Annotated in this window: 18 protein-coding genes; 13 read left to right on the plus strand and 5 right to left on the minus strand. The window is 65.5% G+C overall.

All coding sequences use genetic code 11. The annotated features are described in order from the left end of the window. Positions 1 to 182: 182 nt before the first annotated feature. Both ACQP1G_RS16025 and ACQP1G_RS16030 read left to right on the plus strand, forming a co-directional pair. Positions 183 to 3,644, plus strand: a complete 3,462-nt coding sequence (locus ACQP1G_RS16025; RefSeq protein ID WP_433204471.1) for a DNA-directed RNA polymerase subunit beta — start codon at positions 183 to 185, stop codon at positions 3,642 to 3,644. Positions 3,645 to 3,733: 89 nt separating this feature from the next. Beyond that, complete coding sequence (locus tag ACQP1G_RS16030) at positions 3,734 to 7,675, plus strand: hypothetical protein (RefSeq protein WP_433204474.1); 3,942 nt, start codon at positions 3,734 to 3,736, stop codon at positions 7,673 to 7,675. Here ACQP1G_RS16030 and ACQP1G_RS16035 read toward each other — a convergent pair whose 3' ends face one another. Continuing rightward, positions 7,676 to 8,767 (minus strand): serine hydrolase domain-containing protein, encoded by a 1,092-nt coding sequence (locus ACQP1G_RS16035; RefSeq protein WP_433204477.1) that lies wholly within the window; start codon positions 8,765 to 8,767, stop codon positions 7,676 to 7,678. A 343-nt stretch (positions 8,768 to 9,110) separates the two neighbouring features. Here ACQP1G_RS16035 and ACQP1G_RS16040 point away from each other — a divergent pair, with 343 nt between their 5' ends. Together ACQP1G_RS16040 and ACQP1G_RS16045 are read left to right on the plus strand one after the other, a co-directional pair. After that, positions 9,111 to 9,623, plus strand: coding sequence for an RDD family protein (locus ACQP1G_RS16040; RefSeq protein ID WP_433204480.1), 513 nt, complete (start codon positions 9,111 to 9,113; stop codon positions 9,621 to 9,623). A gap of 172 nt (positions 9,624 to 9,795) precedes the next feature. Next, positions 9,796 to 10,272, plus strand: coding sequence for a gluconokinase (locus ACQP1G_RS16045; RefSeq protein ID WP_433208545.1), 477 nt, complete (start codon positions 9,796 to 9,798; stop codon positions 10,270 to 10,272). A 1-nt stretch (position 10,273) separates the two neighbouring features. On the opposite strand, the gene ACQP1G_RS16050 is transcribed toward ACQP1G_RS16045, so the two are convergent. Continuing rightward, positions 10,274 to 10,507 (minus strand): hypothetical protein, encoded by a 234-nt coding sequence (locus tag ACQP1G_RS16050; protein ID WP_433204483.1) that lies wholly within the window; start codon positions 10,505 to 10,507, stop codon positions 10,274 to 10,276. A gap of 93 nt (positions 10,508 to 10,600) precedes the next feature. Here ACQP1G_RS16050 and ACQP1G_RS16055 point away from each other — a divergent pair, with 93 nt between their 5' ends. After that, positions 10,601 to 11,242, plus strand: a complete 642-nt coding sequence (locus tag ACQP1G_RS16055) for a phosphatase PAP2 family protein (RefSeq protein WP_433204486.1) — start codon at positions 10,601 to 10,603, stop codon at positions 11,240 to 11,242. Here the strand turns inward: ACQP1G_RS16055 and ACQP1G_RS16060 are convergent. Together ACQP1G_RS16060 and ACQP1G_RS16065 are read right to left on the minus strand one after the other, a co-directional pair. Further along, complete coding sequence (locus ACQP1G_RS16060) at positions 11,228 to 12,028, minus strand: M50 family metallopeptidase (RefSeq protein ID WP_433204489.1); 801 nt, start codon at positions 12,026 to 12,028, stop codon at positions 11,228 to 11,230. The genes ACQP1G_RS16055 and ACQP1G_RS16060 overlap by 15 nt on opposite strands. 52 nt (positions 12,029 to 12,080) lie before the next feature. Continuing rightward, complete coding sequence (locus ACQP1G_RS16065) at positions 12,081 to 13,136, minus strand: Gfo/Idh/MocA family protein (protein ID WP_433204492.1); 1,056 nt, start codon at positions 13,134 to 13,136, stop codon at positions 12,081 to 12,083. Between the two features lie 110 nt (positions 13,137 to 13,246). Here ACQP1G_RS16065 and ACQP1G_RS16070 point away from each other — a divergent pair, with 110 nt between their 5' ends. Beyond that, positions 13,247 to 13,777, plus strand: coding sequence for a GNAT family N-acetyltransferase (locus tag ACQP1G_RS16070; protein WP_433204495.1), 531 nt, complete (start codon positions 13,247 to 13,249; stop codon positions 13,775 to 13,777). On the opposite strand, the gene ACQP1G_RS16075 is transcribed toward ACQP1G_RS16070, so the two are convergent. Beyond that, a complete protein-coding gene (locus tag ACQP1G_RS16075; RefSeq protein ID WP_433204498.1) occupies positions 13,750 to 15,129 on the minus strand; it encodes a helix-turn-helix domain-containing protein in 1,380 nt (459 codons plus the stop codon). The two genes, ACQP1G_RS16070 and ACQP1G_RS16075, sit on opposite strands and share 28 nt — an antisense overlap. A gap of 476 nt (positions 15,130 to 15,605) precedes the next feature. On the opposite strand from ACQP1G_RS16075, the gene ACQP1G_RS16080 reads away from it, so the two are divergent. From ACQP1G_RS16080 to ACQP1G_RS16110, 7 genes are all read left to right on the plus strand, one after another. Continuing rightward, positions 15,606 to 16,088: a DUF4254 domain-containing protein gene (locus tag ACQP1G_RS16080; protein ID WP_433204501.1), complete on the plus strand. Its 483-nt coding sequence runs from the start codon at positions 15,606 to 15,608 to the stop codon at positions 16,086 to 16,088. Between the two features lie 23 nt (positions 16,089 to 16,111). Further along, complete coding sequence (locus ACQP1G_RS16085) at positions 16,112 to 17,506, plus strand: phosphomethylpyrimidine synthase ThiC (protein WP_433204504.1); 1,395 nt, start codon at positions 16,112 to 16,114, stop codon at positions 17,504 to 17,506. 1 nt (position 17,507) lies between these two features. Beyond that, positions 17,508 to 18,536, plus strand: a complete 1,029-nt coding sequence (locus tag ACQP1G_RS16090; protein ID WP_433204507.1) for a hypothetical protein — start codon at positions 17,508 to 17,510, stop codon at positions 18,534 to 18,536. After that, on the plus strand, positions 18,537 to 19,511 hold the full coding sequence (gene galE / locus ACQP1G_RS16095; protein ID WP_433204510.1) for a UDP-glucose 4-epimerase GalE: 975 nt from the start codon (positions 18,537 to 18,539) through the stop codon (positions 19,509 to 19,511). Between the two features lie 151 nt (positions 19,512 to 19,662). Then, positions 19,663 to 20,112: an SRPBCC family protein gene (locus ACQP1G_RS16100; RefSeq protein ID WP_433204513.1), complete on the plus strand. Its 450-nt coding sequence runs from the start codon at positions 19,663 to 19,665 to the stop codon at positions 20,110 to 20,112. Then, entirely contained in the window at positions 20,105 to 20,542 is a 438-nt protein-coding gene (locus ACQP1G_RS16105; RefSeq protein WP_433204516.1) for a MarR family winged helix-turn-helix transcriptional regulator, read from the plus strand. Before ACQP1G_RS16100 ends, ACQP1G_RS16105 begins: the two co-directional genes overlap by 8 nt. Before the next feature lie 94 nt (positions 20,543 to 20,636). Continuing rightward, entirely contained in the window at positions 20,637 to 21,353 is a 717-nt protein-coding gene (locus tag ACQP1G_RS16110; RefSeq protein WP_433204519.1) for a class I SAM-dependent methyltransferase, read from the plus strand. Positions 21,354 to 21,357: the final 4 nt, after the last annotated feature.

The raw sequence follows: 21,357 nt of genomic DNA on the forward strand, positions 1-21,357 counted from the left end.
GACGTTGCGCCGGCTGCCTCCCGTCCACCTCACGAACCAATCGCTGTAAACGTCACCCGATGCGGTGGTGTTTCTTGGCGTGGTGCGCGAGTTTCGTTCGGGTGCGCATCCGGGGCGAAATTCGTCAGTAGACAAGCGATGATCGCGCATTGCCGCGATCCGCGTGAGGGGAAGGACGCACCTTGTCAGTATCGAGCCGGACGGTCGCCGACAAAGACCAGGTAGTCGCCGGTGTGCCGGGCGCACCGAAGCGGATTTCCTTCGCCAGGATCCGGGAACCGCTCGAAGTGCCCGGCTTGCTGGATGTGCAGACCGATTCGTTCGCATGGTTGCTCGGCACACCGGAATGGAAGGCCCGCGGCCAGCAGAACCCGACCGGTGGTCTGGAGGAAATTCTCGAGGAGTTGTCGCCGATCGAGGATTTCTCCGGGTCGATGTCCCTGTCTTTCTCGGATCCTCGTTTCGAGGAGGTCAAGGCCTCCATCGACGAGTGCAAAGACAAGGATATGACCTACGCGGCGCCGTTGTTCGTCACCGCGGAGTTCATCAACAACAACACCGGTGAGATCAAGAGCCAGACGGTCTTCATGGGTGATTTCCCGATGATGACCGATAAGGGCACGTTCATCGTCAACGGGACCGAGCGCGTCGTGGTTTCGCAGCTGGTGCGTTCGCCGGGTGTGTACTTCGATCACACCGTCGACAAGGCCACGGAGAAGAATCTGCACAGTGTGCGGGTCATTCCGTCGCGTGGTGCGTGGCTGGAGTTCGACGTCGACAAGCGGGACACCGTTGGTGTTCGTATCGACCGCAAGCGCCGTCAGCCCGTGACGGTCTTCCTCAAGGCGCTCGGCTGGAGCCACGAACGGATCACCCACCGTTTCGGCTTCTCTGAGGTCATGATGTCGACCCTGGAGAAGGACAACACCGCCGGTCAGGACGAGGCGCTGCTCGACATTCATCGCAAGCTGCGCCCGGGTGAGCCGCCGACCAAGGAGTCCGCGCAGACCCTGCTGGAGAACCTGTTCTTCAAGGAGAAGCGCTACGACCTGGCACGCGTCGGTCGCTACAAGATGAACAAAAAGCTCGGCATCGGCACCACGTCGGAAACAGTGCTGACCGAGGAGGATCTGATCGCCATCCTCGAATACCTGGTGCGCTTGCACGCGGGTGATAAGACCATGGCGGTGCACGGTGGTGTCGAAGTTCCGGTCGGCGTCGATGACATCGACCATTTCGGCAACCGTCGCCTGCGTGTCGTCGGCGAGCTGATCCAGAACCAGATCCGGATCGGCCTATCGCGCATGGAACGTGTCGTACGTGAGCGGATGACCACTCAGGATGTCGAGGCGATCACGCCGCAGACCCTGATCAACATCCGCCCGGTCACCGCCGCGATCAAGGAATTCTTCGGAACCTCGCAGCAGTCGGTGTTCATGGACCAGAACAACCCGCTCTCGGGTCTTACCAATAAGCGCCGCCTCTCGGCGCTGGGCCCGGGTGGTCTGTCCCGTGAGCGCGCCAGCCTCGAAGTGCGCGATGTACACCACAGCCACTATGGCCGCATGTGCCCGATCGAGACCCCGGAAGGCCCGAATATCGGACTGATCGGCTATCTGTCGGTATACGCGCGGGTCAACCCGTTCGGCTTCATCGAGACGCCGTACCGCAAGGTCGTCGGCGGCAAGGTTACCGACGAGGTGGAGTACCTCACCGCGGATGAAGAGGAGCGGTTCGTCCGCGCGCAGGCCAATTCGCTGATCGACGCGGACGGAAACCTTGTGGAGGACAAGGTTCTCGTACGACGATTCGGCGAGGAAGTCGAGTCCGTCTCGCCCGCCGAGGTCGACTACATGGATGTTTCGCCGCGCCAGATGGTTTCGGTCGCGACCGCGATGATTCCGTTCCTCGAGCACGACGACGCCAACCGTGCCCTCATGGGTGCGAACATGCAGCGTCAGGCCGTGCCGCTGATCCATTCCGAGTCCCCGATCGTGGGTACCGGTATGGAGCTGCGCGCCGCCATCGACTCGGGCGATGTCGTCGTCAGTGCGAAAGCCGGTGTGGTCGAGGATGTTTCGGCCGACTACATCACCGTGATGGCGGACGACGGTACTCGTAAGAGCTACCGGCTGCGTAAGTTCTCCCGCTCCAACCAGGGCAACTGCGTCAACGAACGCCCCATCGTGGACGAGGGGCAAACCGTGGCGGCCGGACAGGTCCTCGCCGACGGTCCGTGCACCGAGAACGGTGAGATGGCACTGGGTAAGAACCTGCTCGTGGCGATCATGCCGTGGGAGGGCCACAACTACGAGGACGCGATCATCGTGTCGCAGCGCCTCGTGGAGGAGGATGTGCTGACCTCGATCCATATCGAGGAGCACGAGGTCGACGCCCGCGACACCAAACTCGGCGCGGAGGAGATCACCCGCGACATTCCCAATGTCTCCGACGAGGTCCTCGCCGATCTCGACGAGCGCGGCATCATCCGCATCGGCGCCGAGGTACGGCACGGCGACATCCTGGTCGGCAAGGTCACCCCGAAGGGTGAGACCGAGCTGACCCCCGAGGAGCGGCTGCTGCGCGCGATCTTCGGTGAGAAGGCGCGCGAAGTACGCGACACCTCACTGAAGGTGCCGCACGGCCAATCCGGCAAGGTCATCGGTATCCGCGTGTTCTCACGTGAGGACGACGACGATCTGCCTCCGGGCGTCAACGAGTTGGTCCGGGTGTATGTGGCGCAGAAGCGCAAGATCCAGGACGGCGATAAGCTCGCCGGTCGCCACGGCAACAAGGGTGTTATCGGCAAGATCCTCCCGAGCGAGGACATGCCGTTCATGTCCGATGGCACTCCGGTGGACATCATCCTGAACACTCACGGTGTGCCGCGTCGTATGAATATCGGCCAGATCCTGGAGACCCACCTCGGGTGGATCGGCAAGGCGGGCTGGGAGATTCAGGGCACGCCCGACTGGGCGACGACACTGCCGCAGGAGATGCGGGCCGCGCCAGCGGACAGCAATATCGCCACCCCGGTGTTCGACGGCGCCCGCGAAGCCGAACTCAGCGGCCTGCTCGGCTGCACGCTGCCCAATCGCGACGGCGAGGTGATGGTCGGTGCGGACGGGAAGGCGACCTTGTTCGACGGCCGTTCCGGTGAGCCTTTCCCGTACCCGGTCGCGGTCGGCTACATGTACATCCTGAAGCTGCACCACCTGGTCGACGACAAGATCCACGCCCGCTCGACCGGTCCGTACTCGATGATCACCCAGCAGCCGCTCGGTGGTAAGGCGCAGTTCGGTGGTCAGCGCTTCGGTGAAATGGAGTGCTGGGCCATGCAGGCCTACGGCGCGGCCTACACGCTGCAGGAACTGCTCACCATCAAATCCGACGACATAGCGGGCCGCGTCAAGGTGTACGAGGCGATCGTCAAGGGCGAGAACATTCCGGAGCCGGGCATTCCGGAATCGTTCAAGGTGCTCCTCAAGGAACTCCAGTCACTGTGCCTCAATGTCGAGGTGCTCTCCGCCGAAGGCGCCGCGATCGAAATGCGCGATGTCGATGACGATGAGATCGATCGGGCGGCCGCCAACCTGGGAATCAACCTGTCCCGCACCGAATCTGCCACCGTGGACGATCTGTAGCGGCCTCGCGGCCGATGGCGGCGGCGCGGACAGTTACCCGAGATTGATCTTGTGGGTGGACGCGGTGCGCCGCCGCCTATCATTGGCCCGTGGTTGGCGCGGTCGAATCGGAATCCGATCTACGGAAGGCACCGCCGAGGTCGATATTCGCCCAGCGCCTGATGAGCCTGTTCGAGGCCGCGGGCAATCCGACGCTGCGGCAGGTGGCCACCGCGGCCGAGGCGCGGATGAAGGCCACACGCGGATCGGCCAGGGGGAGTGCGGCATCGCTGCAGCGGATCAGTGACTGGCGCTCGGGTCGCAATGTGCCCGCGCAATTCGAGACGCTGCTGCCGATCCTGCTCACCCTGATCGACCTGAGCAAGAAGTCGGCCGCGTCGGTGGACCGTGTCCTGGTGGATCTGCCGCAGTGGCGGCGGCTGTGGCAGGCGGCCGTCACCTGGAAACCCGAGACCGATCCGGCCACCGCGGTCTGCCCTTATCGGGGTTTGACCGCCTATCAATCCGATGACGCCGCATGGTTTTTCGGCCGCGCCCGCGCCACCACCGAATTCAGCGAGTCGACGCTGAGCACGCTCGACGCGGGGACCGGAGGCGGCATCGTCGCCCTCGTCGGCGCGTCGGGTGCGGGCAAATCCTCCTTGCTGCACGCGGGTGTGATCCCTGCGGTCCGCAAGGTCGAAAAGGATTGGCAGATAGCGACTCTCACCCCTGGCGCACGCCCACTGGCCGCGCTGACCGAGGCTGTGGGGGATACCTGGGCGATCGGCGAATACGGTGTCCTGATCGTGGACCAGTTCGAGGAGCTGTTCACCGCCTGCCAGGACGAACAGGAACGCGAGGATTTCCTGACCGCGCTTGCGGCACTGGCGGGGCCGCACGAAAAGCGTTGGGTCACTGTCGTCTTGGCCGTCCGCGCCGATTTCTACGCACCGTGCCTGGACTATCCGATCCTCGAGGACGTGCTGAACAGTCGCGGCTACGTGCTCGGCCCGATGCGCCTGAGCGAACTGTCCGAGGCCATCACCGGCCCGGCCGCTGCGGCGGGCCTCGAACTCGAGCCCGGACTGGTCGAGTTGGTGGTCACCGAACTGTGCGGTCTCGGCGATCATCAGAACCGGCGCAGCTATGATCCCGGCGCGCTACCGCTGCTATCCCATGTCATGGCGGCGACCTGGGAACATCGCGAACGACTCCGCCTGACCGTGGCCGGATACCGCAACGCGGGCGGGGTCACGGGTTCGGTCGCGGCGACGGCCGAACAGGCCTGGGCCGAACTCACCGTCACCCAGCAGATCGAGGCGAAATCGCTGCTGCTGAGCCTGGTCAGCGTCGGACCGGACGGCCACGACACCAGGCGTCGCGCGGCCCGCGCCGAATTGATCACCCGGGCAGTGGATTCCGAGGCCGCCGACGCGGTATTGGAGACGCTGGTGCGCGCCAGACTGGTCACCTCCGATGCCGACAGCGCCTACTTCACCCACGAAATCGTGCTGCGTGCCTGGCCCCGCCTGCGAGCCTGGATCGAGGAGGACCGCGTCGGCTATCTGGTGCGCCAACGCCTGGAAGCCGATGCGGCGGACTGGGTTTCCGCGGGCGGCGATCCGGCGCTGCTCTATCGCGGCACCCGGCTGGACACGGCGAAGGAGGCCGCGGACCGACATCCGGCCACCGAGACCGTGACCGAATTCCTCATCGCCGCACAGACTTCCCGAACCAAGTCGCGACGCTGGGCCGCCGCGACCCGCACGGTGCTGGCGCTGCTCGGCGTCGGAGTGCTGGTGCTCGGCATCGCTGCCTACGGCCAGGTCAGATTGAAGGACGAACAGCAGGACAATGCCCTGCTGTCGGCACTGCTGACCGAGTCCGAGAGTCTGCGCAGCACCGACCCCACCTTGTCGGCCCAACTCACCCTGGTCGCCCACCGCCTCGAACCCGATGATCCGGAAGTGAATTCGCGGCTGCTGAGCACACAGAACCTGCCACTGGCGACCCCTTTGTCCGGACATGCGGGCGCGGTCGACCAAGTCGCGTACCAGCCGGGCGGCGCGCTGCTCGCCTCGGCGGGTGCGGACCGTACCGTCCGACTCTGGGATCTCGCCGACCGCGCCCGTCCGCAGCCGATGGGTGCGCCGCTGAATTGCGACGGCGCGGCGACATCGGTGACATTCAGCCCCGACGGAAAACTCGTTGCGGCTGCCTGCGGCAACGCATTACAGCTGTGGAATGTCGAAGACCCGCGACATCCGGTCCCGGAGGCTCCGATCGGCGGCGGCGTGACCCAGGTGGCGTTCGGCCCCAGCGGACGGATCCTGGCGGCGGCCGACAACAATCACACCGTCACGCTGTGGAATCTGCGGAATCCGTCGACGCCGACGAAAATCGGTGCGCCACTGCCGATTCCGCAGCAGATCCGATCGATGGCATTCCATCCCAGGGGGTCCTGGCTCGCCGTCGTCTACGACGACGCGATCCAACTGGTGACCATCGGGGCCGCCCCGACACCGCTCGGTGCGCCGATCCCGATTCCGGCGCGGCCGGTGCGAGCGGTGGCGGTCAGCCCGGACGGTGCCACCCTGGCGGTCGGCAGTGGCGGCGATTCGGCGTGGACCGAGAACCGCGGCGATGCCACCGTCGGACTGTGGGATATCGCCGATCCGGCCCGACCGGTCTTACGCGGCTCGCTGCTCGCGGCCGCCAAATCAGCGGTGCGATCGCTCGCATTCGGCCCGGACGGGGACACGCTGGCGACCGGCAATCGCATAGGCGTGACGGTCTGGAATATCGCCGACCGCGCCGCACCGACGCCGCTGGGTGAACCGCTGCTGGCATCGTCGTCGCCGTGCCCCGAGGTCAGTTCCATGGTGGTCTGTCAGGACGCGCAGAATTCGCTGGCTTTCGGTCCGGACGGGCATACCGTCGCGGCCGCGGGTGCGCTCGGCGTGGTCCGGCTCTGGTCGCTGGCACCCGCCGTACTCGGTGGACGGCTCGGGTGGTTGCCGGTGCCGCCCGCATTCAGCGCCGAGGGCACCATGGTGACCGGCGCGATCGAAGGCCAGGTCGCCCTGTGGGATGTGCGTGACCGCGCTACGCTGCGCAAACTCGCCGACCTCGGACCGGGCCCCAGCGAGCTGTACGCGGCCGGAGCCTCGGTGAGTCGCGACGGGCGCACGGTGGCCTCGACCGTCGGAACGCCGCCTCGGGTCCTGCTGTACGACGTCAGTGATGCCGCGCATGCGCGGACGGTCGCGGAACTTCCCGACGTCTTCGCCGCGATGTTCAGTCCGGGCGGGCGTTATCTGTGGACCATCGCCCACGACACCGTCTGGTCGTTCCAGGTGTGGGATCTGGCCGATCGCGCACATCCGGTTCCGCTGGGGCGCCGGATGCCGCTGTCCACCGGGAGCGGGGGAGCGTTCGCCATGTATGGCGCGCGCGACGAGCTGATGGCCACGATGACCTCGGACCGAACCGATTCCGGCCAGGACCGATACGTGATCCGGCTCTGGGATCTGTCGAATCCGGCCGAACCGCGCGTGGTCAGCGAGATTCCGAGCGAATCGGCCAAACCGTTCGGCTGGATCGGCATTACGCCGGACGGTAAGACCCTGGTCAGTCTCGCCGCCGACACCTTGCAGGTCTGGGATATCACCGAGCCCGCCAGAGTGCGCAAACTCGGCGAGCCTGTCGCCACACACGGTTTGAACGTCTTATCGGTCGACTTCAGCGCGGACAGCGCGACGATGGCGACCTCGAGCGCGGATTCGACGGTGCGTCTGTGGGATTTCACCGACCGCGGCCATCCGAAACCGCTCGGCCACTCCATCACCGTGGCGAGCATGACGATGTGGCAGCTGGCCTTCGATCCGGCGGGCCGTTATCTGGTCGGCACCGGGAACGGCGTGATGAGCATGTGGGATCTGGATCCGCAGCACGCGATCGCGCGCATCTGTGATGTCGGCCGCGCGGTGCTGACTCGCGAGGTGTGGCAGGCGCATGTGCCGCAGATGGCCTATCGACCGCCCTGCTGATCAGAGTGCGCAGAAGGTTCGCACGGCGGCCTCGTCGAGTATGCGCGCGCCGGATGCGTCGTCGGCGAGCAGGTGGAATTCGTTCCCGGTGACCAGCACGATGCGGCTGCCGTCCTCGCTGGCGATGATCCGGTTGTTGTAGCCGAGTACCCGGCTGAGGTAGGCCCAGGCCGGGCCGCAGGGTGTCTGCGTATGCAGGACGCCGAGTCCGTAGCCGCTGTCGGTGTCCGGTATCGGCACGGTTGTGGTGAGTTCGGCCTGTTGTACGGGCGGCAGCAGGCGGCCGGAGTACAGGGCGCGGGCGAAGGTGGCGAAGTCGTCGAGGGTGGAGACCATCGCGCCGGCCGCACCGTAGATCTGTGGGCTGGCGACCGAGATATCGCGTTGCCAGGTGTAGCCGTGCAGCCAGTTACCGTGCAGATTCGGGTCGGTGACCGGAAAGGTGGTGTCGCGCAACTGTAGTGGTTCGGTGATGCGTTCGCGCACTTCATCGGCCGGGTGCCGGCCGGTGACAGCGGTGATCACCATACCGGCGACAACATAGTTGGTGTTGGCGTAGGAGTACCGCTCGCCCGGTGCTCCGACCCGACCCCGCTGCATCGCGATATCGACCAGTGTCTGGGGCGAGCGCGCGAGCGGTGGGTTGATCCCGGCGAAATAGGGCAGTGCGATCCGAGGATCGTCGGCGTACTCCGGCAGTCCCGAGGTGTGGTTGAGCAGTTGGCGGACGGTGATACCCGCACTGTCGGGCACCGCGCCGGGAATCCATCGGTCGATGGGGTCGTCGAGCGACAGCCGATATTCGGCTTCCAGTTGCAGCAGGACCACTGCCACAAACGCTTTCGTGAAACTGCCGATACGGAACTGCGCGGCCGGGTCGGCGAGGGTTGGGGTGGACAGCTCGCCGTAACCCGAATGCACATAACGCGTTTCGGAACCACGTCGGACCAACCCGATGACGCCGGGGAAGCCGTGCGCGACCGCGGCGTCGGCGCCTGCCTGCAGGAAATCGATTGGCTCATCGGCCCGTGCGGTGCCTGGCATTGCCAAGACGGTGAGCACAGCGGCGAGCAGCGCTCTGACCGAAGCCATCACCGAACCTCCCCTCCCGTGGCGTCCTGGCCTGTTCCGCGGCATCAAGTTACCGCAACCGGTCCGGTCCGACACACCGGCATTCCGGTCCGGAATTCCGGTCTGACCCCGTGAACTGCGTATATGCGTCACTCAGCGCACTGGCCGGTAGCTGCGCGACCGGGCCGCTGCATACCGTTCGGTCGTCGGCTTGCGCCGGCGAACCATCCGGAGATCGAGGTCCGGAATGGCGAGCGGGAATAGGAATCATGTCGGCCGGGCCATGTGGAGGGGAGTTCGGCGGGCTGACTCCTGTTCCCGCCGCAGGCCGCAGATCGCCACCAACGACACCGAAGGGGAATCCTTGAGCACGCCCAGCACCGTCTACCTCACCATTCCCTCCGGTCGGTATCGGCTCGCGGGTATGGGAACCAGGCTGGGCGCGCGGCTCATCGACACTGTCATCGTTGGCATTCCGATCGGCATCGTCGCGGCGGTCGTCGTCGTGAACGCGGACTCATCGAGCGAATTCGCCACCGAGGCCGAGTCCGGCCTCGGCGTCGGCACGGCACTGTCGGTCGTGTTGCTCGGCTTGGTCGCCAGCATCGCCTACGAGGTCGGTTTGACCGCGACCCAGGGCGCGACCTTCGGCAAAAAGGCGCTCGGCATCCGGATCGTGCGCACCGATACCGCGGCCGCGCCGGGCGAAGGCATCGGCGGTGCGGCCGCCTGTACCCGCTGGGCCACCCTCGTCCTGCCGAGCGTGGTGTGCGGTATCTGGGGCGTGCTCTGTGTGTTGTCGCCCTACTTCGACACGGTCGCCCGTCAGGGCTGGCACGACAAGGCCGCGAAGACCTTTGTCCTCGCGGCGTCCTAGCGCGGGCCCGCGGGGTGCGCGGGCTAGTGTCGGAGCTCGAGGAGCCGTCGGCGTGTGCCCGGCCGAATGAGTGCGGAGGTCCAGTGCGGGCAGCATCGCGTAGCGATTCGATGAGCGGTGGTGCCGGGTGACGGGTGGGCCCGAACGGTCGGTAGCACCGGTCATCGTCGTGATGGGTGTCTCCGGATGCGGAAAGTCCACGGTCGGTGCGTTGCTGGCCGAGACGCTGCACGTCGAATACGCCGAGGGGGATGCTTTTCATCCGGTCGCGAATATCGCGAAGATGGCGGCCGGCGTGCCGCTGACGGATTCGGATCGCGCGCCGTGGCTCGACATCGTGGCGGACTGGCTGGGGGAGCGGCAGCAACGCGGCGGCGTGGTCAGCTGCTCGGCGCTCAAGCGGAGTTACCGCGATCGGCTGCGCGCGGCAGCGCCGGGGGCGTTCTTCGTTCATCTGGCCGCATCGCGTGCGGAGCTGGCCCGCCGGATGGACGAGCGCCGTGGCCATTTCATGCCGTCGACCCTGCTCGATTCGCAGCTGGCGGCGTTGCAGCCGTTGGCATCCGAGGAGTTCGGCGTCACGGTCGACGCGACGAGGGATCCCGCCGAACTGGTCCGCGAAGCGGTCACGGCATGGGAGTCGACCTAGCTCACATCCGGTCGGAGTGCGTGCGGTTGCGCGCGACGCGCGTCGCGGCCAGCCAGGCGATGCCGATGATGAGCAGTGGGGTGATCAGCAGTAACGGTACCGTCGCCGCACCCATGATCGGATGCAGCCAGCCTGCGATGGTGTCGCATATGGCGTCGATCAGCGCACGAGCCAACTCCGCCACTGGAGAGTGCTCGTCGGGCCCGGTGCTGGCGTCGTCCGGCCATCGATTCACGGCCAATACCCTACGACATCGGACCGGCCTGTCCCGCATTTCCGCAGGAGGACACTCAGCAACCTCTCAGCGCCGGTCTGTAATCGTGATGGGATGACGAATCGCCACGCGCCGCCGCTCCCCGTTCCGGTCTGGGGTGTTGCGGTGCTGGCCGCGGTGGTCGTCGGCATCACCGTCAGCGTCCTCGGCCACGACGGTGTCACCGCGATAGACCGGCCGGGAACCGATTGGATCGTGCAGCACCGTGCCGCAGTGCTGACGCCGGTCGCCATCGGGATCAGCGACCTGGGCGGCACCCTGCCGATGACGGCGCTGGCGATAGTCCTGTGTCTCGGGCTCGCCTGGCGTCGACGGTGGGCGGAGGCGGTGCTGGTCGGTATCGCCACCGGGGGTGCGGGAGTGCTCGTCGTGGTCGGCAAGCACCTCGTCGGCCGCAGTCGCCCGCCCGCGGCCGACCATCTGGTCACCGAGACCAATCAGGCATTTCCGTCCGGGCACAGCCTCGGTTCGATCGTGGTGATCGGAGTCCTTGCCGCGGTGCTGCTTTCGCGACTGGTTCGCCCGGCAGCGCGCCGGATCGCGGTCAGTGTCGCAGCCGTATTCGTGGTGGCCGTTGGCCTTTCCCGATGGTATCTGGGTGTGCATTGGCCAACCGATATCCTCGGCGGCTGGTGTATCGGCGCGCTGTGGCTCGCGTTCTGTCTGGCGGCGTACCGGACCCTATCTACCGGATAGGGCCGGTGCCGTGCAGGTGGCTTCGGAAACATTGGGGATGCAGACGCCCGCAGCCTCGGACAACAGCAGCGCTCCGCCGACCAGTGCGGCGACGGCGACGGCACCGAAGACGAACACCCAGAGCAGCGCGGGGATATGAGTGAGCCGGGCGAGCTGATCGGCATCGGAGTCCGCGCCCTGTGGCATGTTCCAGCGCCGGACCCGCCCACGCTGTAGTTCGATGACCGGCCGGGTGCCCGCCAGCAGCAGGAACCATGCGCCGAGATACGCGAAACCCGCTTGCACCGTATCGGTTCCGAACCAGGACACGGCGAAGACAATGGCGCCCAAGCCGAAAACCGTCAGCAGTCCGTAGACGTTGCGCACCTTGATCAGCACGGCGACGAGCAGGGCGATCGCGGTCCAGAGCATCAGCGTGATGCGGTTGGCACCCAACAGTGCGGCGAAGCCGAGACCGAGCAGCGGTGGCGACGGATAGCCCGCCATCGCGGTGAGAATCATGCCGAGGCCGTAGGGTTTTCCGCTCGACACCGTCAGGCCGGAGGTGTCGGAGTGCAGGGTGATGCTGTTGAGTCGGCGACCGGTCAGCAGCGCGGTGAGCGCATGACCGCCCTCGTGCGCGATGGTGACCACATTGCGGGTCACCCGCCACACTGGGCTGTATCCGACCAGAATCAACGCCGCTGCCGCCGTCGCGAGAACCAACCACCACGGTGGTGCTGCCTGGGTTGTGGTGAGCCGGTCCGCGATGGACGCGCCGTGCTCGACGAATTCCGCTGTTTGCACCGCCGCACCTTATCCGGCCGCGGCGAGCTTCGCTGTGTCGTCGCGAGCGGGGTCAGTTGGTGACGATCTCGCCGCGGATCGCCGATTGGCGGGCGGCGTCGAGCAGTCGCAGCGTGGTGACGGCATCGCGCGGGTCGACCGGGACGGGTGCGCCGTCGAGGATCGCGGCCGCCATGCCGGAATAGAACGCGGGATAGTCGCCCGCGAGCGTCGGGATGGGTTCGACAGCGGGTTCCGCGCCCAATACGCCCCATTGTTCGGGTTCGACTGTGCCCCAGGGCTCCGCACCGTCATCGGGTCGGCGGCCCGAACGCAGCGCCTGCTCCTGCGGGTCCAATCCATAGCTGAGATAACCGGCTTCGGAACCGAGCACCCGAAAGCGCGGCCCCAGCTGCGGTGTTACCGCGCTCATCCATAAATGTGACCGCACGCCCGAAGCGTGGGTGAGTGCGACGAAGGCATCGTCATCGGTCTGGATGCCGGGCCGTCGCCGATCCAACTCGCCGTACACCGAGCGCACCGGACCGAAGAGCGTGACCGCCTGGTCGATCAGATGGCTGCCCAGGTCGAACAGCAGTCCGGCGCCCTCGTCGGCGGAACCGACTTCGCGCCAGCCGCCCTTCGGCACCGGCCGCCACCGCTCGAACCGGGATTCGAACCGCCGCACCTCGCCGAGCCGCCCATCGTCGATGAGTCGCCGCACCGTCAGGAAATCGCCATCCCAGCGCCGATTCTGGAAAACCGACAATGCCACGCCGGCGCGCTCGGCCCGCGCTATCAGATCCTCGCCCTCGGCCACGCTCACCGCGAACGGCTTGTCGACCACCACCGGCAATCCGACGTCCAGCGCCCGCCCCGCCAGCGGCGCGTGTGTCCGATTAGGGGTCGCGACGACCACGAGATCGATACCAGCGATATCGGCGAACAATGCGTCCGCACTCGCCACCACCCGCACCCCGGGATGTTCGCGCCGCGCCTGCTCGGCCCGCTCGGCCGACCCCGTGACCACCGCCGCCACCCGCATGCGCGGCTGCGCGGCGATCAACGGCGCATGAAAGACCGATCCGGCCAACCCGTATCCGACAATCGCGACCTGCAGGCTGCTCATCGTTGCGACGCTACCGTGCCCGCCGCGAGATGTACGGCGAGCAAGGATGAGCCGCACCGACTTCGCTGATGGGATGATCGGTTGCTTCGTTCGGTTCTATCGTGAGAAGCATGCTCGATGATGTGGATATCGATTGGACAGCGAGCAGTCGACTCACATCGTTCGTTGACGTGTGCACATTGTTCGATCGGGTGTTTGCGGAGCCGCCCTACCGCTGGGGTCAGGTCCAGTCAGAGCGGCATCGCACGGTGTTGGCATCGCGTGCCGAAGAACCCGGCTTCATGTTGGTCGTAGCTCGTGTAGCGAACTGTGTCGTGGGAGCCGCGTACGGGTTTCCCGCCGACGGTCGGTGGTGGCAGGACGTTCATCCTGCGAGCGCCGCCGAGTCGGACACATTCACAGTCAGCGGGTTAGCGGTGCACCAGGATTGGCGTCGACTCGGCCTCGGCCGCAGCATGCTCGAGCAACTTCTCGACGGCTGTGGCAAGGCTCGGGCCGCCGTCGCTGTGCTGCCGAACGCTATTGGGGCGCAACGCTTCTACTCAAACCTCGGGTGGCAAGTCATCGGACGGAAACACTTGTCTCCAACCTCGCCATTCGAATTCCTGGAGATTTACTCGGTCATGCTGGACAATTTGTAGTCGGTCAGAAGGTTATCCAGTTCCTTGACTTCGGCTGCATCAGCCCAATTATTCAGGCTCGACCGCACTTGTCGAAGACTCTTGGCGAGCCGAGCTGAACGGTTCGCAGAAGCATGCACTGCGGCTCGTCCGAGGTTAGCGACAGCCTCGTCGATATTGCCCAATGCCACCTGAGCCCGACCCAGATCGAGCATGGAGAAAGTGTGGTCGCGAATGAATGAGCTGTCGGTTAGCGCCATTGATTCCTTCGCGGATTCTTCCGCCTTGCGGGCATCTCCAAGTTGGAGGTAGCAATGGCTGTGCGCGGCCGCACTGAGTGTTGGACTGTAAAAGTAGGCGAGCGATTCGGTGCGATCGTGATCGGGAACGTGTGTCATTGCGGCATTGATCTCCAGCGCAGCCAGGCAGGCACGCTTTGCGCCCATGCCAGCGTAGGCGCGTGCGGCCATCTCGGCGGTGTCAGCACGGAGTAGATGATCATCGCTTTGTACGGCCCAGTGCATCGCAGCAGCGGCGTAATCCACCGCCACTCGATTTTGTCCTTGCCAGACGGCCAGATGACACATGTGCGAAAGAACGAACACACCCATGTTCAAGTCCTCGGCCTCATGAGCGGCGATCCTCGCCTTCTCGTACAGCCGGCTAGCGGAAGCGAAATCTCCGAGATCGAAATGGAGCCACCCGGCGAATCGGCACAGATCCGCGTACAAGCTGATCAGGCGTGACCGTAACCGCGCTGGACAGTCACCAATTACCGAATCAACGAGACTTGCCTGCGCGAGAACGGTCCCGACTACCGCCGCGGCTCCGAGTGCGTCATCCTGCCGCTTCGCGGAATCTAATACAATTTCGATGCTCGAAATCAGGCGCTCATCTACTCGCGATTGCGGCGGCTTGACGCCGACTGCGGCGGCCAGCGCTCCGACTCCGATACCAGTGACTACGGTGCGACGTGGGAGTGACACGAGGACGACCTCTCCAGCGGCGGTCCGGGCGGGCACCCAGACGTGATCGGCTTCATCGGCACCCAGCGTGGCCGGTGAGAGCTGACGGAGGGTGTCATTCGCCAGCGTAACTGTTCTGGGCGGTCTGGGATCGAGTTCGTCGGGGCTGTCGGGGTGAGCGCCTAGTGCCCTCTCGAACCTCGCCGCAACGCATTTGGGTGCGTCGGTGAGTGTCTGATCCAGGAGTCGTCTACTCGACGGGCGGAGGGTCGCCTTCGCGCCCTGGATTTCCCAGCCCTCAACCGTCCGCGCTGCGACCTGCACTTTTTGTGCGAACTGCTCGATGGTCAGATTCATAGCCTCGCGCAGCGCTTTGGATTCGACTCCGGTCCATCCGTAAACAATCATCGGCCCAGCTCCAGCCCCTGCTCATGCCGCCGTGGTGGTTCGAAAGCTACACCTGTTCAACCGAGCTCGGGGTCCTAACAGCGGTGGAGCCGCATGAAGTTGCGGGATAAATGCGGAATCAACTCCTGTTCGCCGCAACGACATCCGCCGACTCTGAGATCGGCACCCGGCGCCGGGGCGCAGGCGATCCCCCTTATCTCGGATACGCGAAACCGGCTGGGCGGATAACGGATTCGTTCGGTCGGACCGGCGTCGGTGTGCCCCTACCGGGAGGGCACAGACATGAACGAGTCGTCGAGCGTCACCGATCAGTGGGATTGGGAGTGAACTATGGCCGCGATTGTGTGGGTTGGAGCATGCGCCGCTGCTGTAGGGCTGACTTTCGCGGTTGTGGTCGTTGCGTGGCCTTCGAGGCGTCGGGGTCCCAGCGTTGGGGACATCCAGCGTCGGCTCGCTGCCGAGGAACGGGGCTGGAAATGAGATCCGGATTCCTCGTGGTCGAGGGTTCCGCAGCTCGCCTGACGTTGCCGGACTGGCATGCGCTTCTAGCCGCGTTCCGCGGTGCGCGGGGCGTGTTGCCCGGTGACCATTTGGTCCTGCGGTGGGCGGGATCCCTGGCCCACGTACACCGCATCCGGCAGGTGCGCCCCGATCGTGGCGCCCGAATAGACCGCCGGCGAAGCGAACTCGTCGAGCTGATCACCAACTGGGTCGATACCCACATCCAGCCGCGCACGACCAGCGCCGAACGAGTCGGCCGAGCTGTCGATGATCTCGCCGCCGCCTACGTCGGCGCCGAGCTGGTGCTGGCCGCCGCCGAGAACGCTTCCGACCCATCGGTTCACGAGGCCTGGATCGAGGCCAGTGTCCTCGCGGTCGCGTGGGCGGACCTGGTCGCCGAGGTCGTCGACGGCCAGCCACCGATGCCATGGCCCGTCGGACACTTTCCGCCGCAGTAGCCCCGAGTGAAAGGATGCACGAAATGATCGACCTCGCAACGGATTCCCCATTCATTGCCACCTGCCAAGCTGAAGGTCTCGACCCCGACGTAGCGGCCCGGCGAGTCGAAAACGGAACCCTGGTGTTCCTACGATCGCAAGCAAGCCGACATTTGACGGCGTTCCGATCCCTGCTGGTCGGCGAAGACACCCGCCGCAAGGTCACCGCCCTCATCGGGCTCGGGCCGCGCGACACCGATCGCCAAGCCATCGTCGAGGCCATGGCGGTGATCCTGGCCGCGGGCCCGGATGCGGTGATGGACCTCACCACCAACCCCGAAGGGGTGGCGCTGCGCGCAGACCTGAAGGAAATCGTGGGCGTGCCGCTCGGTGCGTGTCTGACCTACGACCTGTTCGCCGATCCGCGTAAGAAGCTGGGCCGCAATGAGTTCCTGGAGCGGTTCGAGCTCGGCCTGGCCCCGGGCGTCGACTTTGTCCTCATCCACGCGGGCATCAACCCGACACTCGTCGCGATGAGCGAGAAGTCGAATCGGATCATGCCGACCACCTCGCGCGGCGGTGGCCTGCTCGCCCGCTACATGCGGATGCACAACTGCGGCAACCCGCTGATCGAGTATTTCGACGGCATTATCGACATCTGCCGCCGATGTGAGGTCGTGTTGGACCTCGGCGATATCTTCCGCCCCGGCGCTACCGCGGACGCGGGCGACGAATTGAAATGGCTGGAAATCCAGTTGCTCGCCGAACTGCGCAAGGACGCACTCGCCGCGGGCGTGCAGGTTCTGTGTGAGAGCGGTGGACACATGCCGCTGCACCGGATTCCGGAGCTGATCCCCGCCTATAAGGAAGCCCTCGGCGGTGCGCCGTTGTGGCTGGCCGGGCCCATGGTGATCGACAACGGCGTGACCCTGGATGACACGGTCAACGTCCTCGGCGTCGCGGCCGCCGGTCAGTGCGGTGGTGACATGTTCGCCTCGATCACCCACAACGAGCACTATGCCATGCCGACCGCCCCTGACACCGCGACGTCGGTGCGCATGGTCCGCGTCGCGATCTCCGCGTTGGATCTGGTGCGTGGTTGGGAACCCGAGATCGCCAAGCAGCGTGCAATCAGCGTGGCGCGCCGCGCGAATGACTGGGAAATCCAGCAAGGCCACGCTCTGTACCCGGGTTTGGCGGGCAACGTGTTCATCGAGCATGGTCTCCGCACGGGTGCTCCCTGCACGATCTGTGGATCGCTGTGTCCACACATCACCGCGAAGAAGGAACACGAGGAAACACCCGCCGCGGCCGGGGCGGTACTGCTGCCCATGCCCGCGCCAGGGCCGCGTGGTGAGGTCGGAGGTGACGTCGACGCCGACCCTGAGTGCGACACCGAGGCGGCCGAACTCGCCGCGACCAGTCAGACGGAGGCATGAGGTGAAGACCATAACCCTCGCCGAGCGCATCACGTCGCGGCTATCCAACGCGGCCGAAATCGAGCAAGCGGCCCGGGGCATCGCTGAGGACCTGCGCGCGCTCGGACAATGCGTACCGGCCGACGATTGGCTGATCGTCGGCGGCTCCTTTGCCCGCGGTGAACCCACCTTCATCCGCCGCCATGGCGAGCCGCAGCTGATCAGCGATGTCGATTTCCTCTACGTCCACTACGGCGACGCACCCTCGATGCCGGTCCGGGAGCTGCGGATCCTCGCCGAAAAGGCGTTCCCCGCAGTCGATTTGATGACGCTGTCGCTCGGCGACTACCGCGCTGTTCAGACCTCGCTCGGATTCGACTTCAAGGACCTCGGCCTGGCCGTCACCGACCACGGCCTACCCCAACATGACCCCGTGCGACTGGACGCCCGCGACGCCTACGAGATCCTGCTGTACTACACGCAGGCTTACTTCTGGCTCGATCTGCATGAACAGTGGTGCGCTGCAACGGATTCGGTGCAATTCCATCTCATGGTCAACCGGTTGTGTACGAAGGTGCTGCGGGCTACGGCCATGATCGACGGTGCGTACGCACACCACGATTTCGATTCGATGCCACCACATCTGGGCGAGCAGATGCGCGCCGAACTCCGCTGGCGGCGCGATCCGCGGCAGCCGCCGATGGATCCAGGACGGTTCTGGAGGTACTCGTACGACGCGTTCCAACGCTTCGACAACGAGTTCGGGCAGCCGCGCGCCGACGCGGTCAACTACAGCCGCTACGCGACAACCAGTAGCGGTCGGGTCGTAGCTCGTCATCACCAAGCCGTGCACGCGATAGCGCGTGCCATGGCGGACGCATGGATCGCTGCACCGGACCTAGCCGCGTTGGCTACGGTGAAGCGTCGCGCCTGGGAACGGATCACGGGCTGGACCGGAAGCGGACGCCAACGCAGCCCGGAGGACTACTTCTTGGCGCACAAGCAGGAAATCCACGATCACCTACTCGCCATGAAAGTGCAGGTCAGATAAGTGAAGCTGCTGGTCACCGGGGGTGCGGGCTTCGTCGGCGCCACCGTCACGAGGATGCTGCTCGACGCTGGGCATCAGGTAGTCGTGGTCGACGACCTCTCCCGCAACGACGACCGCCAGATTCCCGACGGCGCGAAGTTCATCCAGCTGCGCGTCCACGACGTGGCAGAAGTCCTCACCCCCGGGGCCGGGTTCGACGCGGTGCTGCACTTCGCTGGACTCATCGCCGCCGGGGAGTCGATGCACCACCCCGAATGGCACTGGGACAACAACACCCGCGCCTCGCTCGCGCTGCTCGATGCGATGCGCGCCGCCGACGTCGGCAAGCTCGTGTTCTCCTCCACCGCCGCGGTGTACGGCGAGCCGACCGAGCTGCCGCTGGTCGAAACCTCACCGACGAACCCGGTCAACACCTATGGCGACACGAAGCTGACGATCGACCGGGCAATCACCACGTTCACCCGCGCCTTCTCGTTCGGCGCGATCTCGCTGCGCTACTTCAACGTCGCCGGCGCGCACGACTGCGGCGACGGCACCATGATCGGCGAACGCCACACCCCCGAAACCCACCTGATCCCGCTCGCCCTCGATGCCGCGATCGGCCGGGCCGACAAATTCAGCCTGTTCGGCGACGACTACCCGACCCCCGACGGCACCTGCGTGCGCGACTACATCCACATCACCGACCTCGCCCGCGCCCACTTGCTCGCGCTTAATGCCATCCACCCCGGCGAGCACAAGATCTACAACCTCGGCAACGGCATCGGCTTCTCGAACCTCCAAGTAATCCAGGCGATCCGCGAGGTCACCGGAATACCGTTCGAGACCGAGAACGCACCACGACGACCGGGCGACCCCGCAACCCTCTACACCTCATCCCAGCTGGTCCAGCGCGAACTCGGATGGACACCGCAAAAACCCGACATCTTCGAGATCGTGCGCGACGCCTGGCGATTCCATCAACAACCGAGCTGAGTTCGACACCGGACATCAGCGGTTCGTTCGGTGCAGCTCCAGATGCACTGATGTCGACCGCTGGTGTCAACCTCTTGACTTGTTGTCGCGACAACAGATACTGTTGTTGCAACAACAAGTTGCCGGCGCGGCGGGTATAGGGAGCGTTCCGATGTATGTGATTCATGAAGAAGCTGTTATCGCCGGAGGGATCGAGGAGATCTGGCGGGCCGCCACTGATGTCGACAACTGGCCGTCGTGGGATCCGCATGAGGAGAAGGCTCGGATCGACGGGCCGTTCGCGTCGGGGACGACCGGATGGGTGAAACCCAAAGGCGCGCCGGCCGGGCCGTTCACCATTACCGCGGTCGAGGCGGGACGTTCGTGGACCAGTGAGGCCGGAATTCCGTTCGGCAAGATACGCGGCCATTACACCTATGATCCGCTCGGTGGCGGGGCTGTGCGGGTGGGGAAGCGGATGGAGGTGCACGGCCCGTTCCGGCCGATCTTCCGGCTGATCTGGGAGCGGGGCATTCGCGCCGATATGCATCTGACCATCGCGGCGCTGGAACTCGAGGCGCGGCGGCTGGCGGGTGTGGCTCGGGAGCTCGAACGTGGCTGAACCGCAGGGCCCGCTGATGAGCCCGGGCTTCTGGCTGCACCACGCCGCGTTGGAGTGGCGCGCCACCGTCGAACGCAACCTGCGCCCGCTCGGCCTCACTCTCACCCAGTTCAACTTGCTCGCCTCGGCGGGCTGGCTCGGCAGGCGGGGTGAGCTACCGACGCAGCAGCAAGTGGTGGATATGGCGGGCGCGGACCGCATGATGGGTTCCCGTGTCATCCGCGTCCTGGAAGACCGCGCCCTGCTCGCCCGCCGCTCGGATCCCGATGACGCCCGGATCCTGCGCATCGAGGTGACCGTCGAGGGTCGCGATCTCGCCCGCCGCGCCATCCGGATCGTCGTCGATACCGACCAGCAGGTGTTCGGTTCCGATAGTGACGCGCTACGCGACCGGCTCAAATCGATTGCCGCCGGGCGTGGCGGGAGATGATGCGACAACTAAACGGAGATCTAACCTCCGCATTCGGCTAGCATTGTCTGTGTCGATATCCCCATAGTTCTCCATCGAAGTAAGGGGCGAGTCCATGGCCGAAAGAGAAGCAGTATCGCAGTTCGATCCGATGAAGATTGATTTCGAACAGGCCTATCGGGATAAAACGGTCGTCGAGGGCATACCGATGGACCGGTTGCCGTGGGATATCGGCAGACCACAACCGCTGCTGGTCGAATTCGAGCATGCGGGCCGCATCACCGGGCAGGTCCTCGATATCGGCTGTGGGCCGGGAGATAACACCATCTACCTCGCTAGCCTGGGCTATCAGGTGGCCGGTTTGGATTCCTCGCCCACCGCCATCGAGGAGGCGCGCACCCGCGCCGCGGCTCGCGACGTGGCCGTGACCTTCTCCGTCGCCGACGCAACACAGCTCGACGGCTACGACGGTCGATTCGACACGGTGGTCAGCAGTGCCCTGTTCCATTGCCTCGCGCCCGAACTGCGCCGAGATCATGTCGCCGCGCTGCATCGAGTCATGCGCCCCGGTGGCCGGCTCATCCAATTCTGTTTCGCGGACCGGGGACACAGCGAGGCGTATACGCCGTATCAGATCGGCGAAGCCGAACTGCGCACCAGCTTCGCCGCGCCGCGATGGTCATTGAATACGCTGCGCACCGACCGGATGGTGTCGATCATGCCACCGGGCCCGGTCCAAGATATGTTGGCCGAGCGGGGAGTCGAGCTCGAGACCGATGAGACGGGCGCGCTGCTGCTGCCGATCTGGGTGCTGGAGGCCGAGCGAATCTGATCGC

This window comes from Nocardia sp. CA-107356, from assembly GCF_050946365.1.
Taxonomy (GTDB): domain Bacteria; phylum Actinomycetota; class Actinomycetes; order Mycobacteriales; family Mycobacteriaceae; genus Nocardia.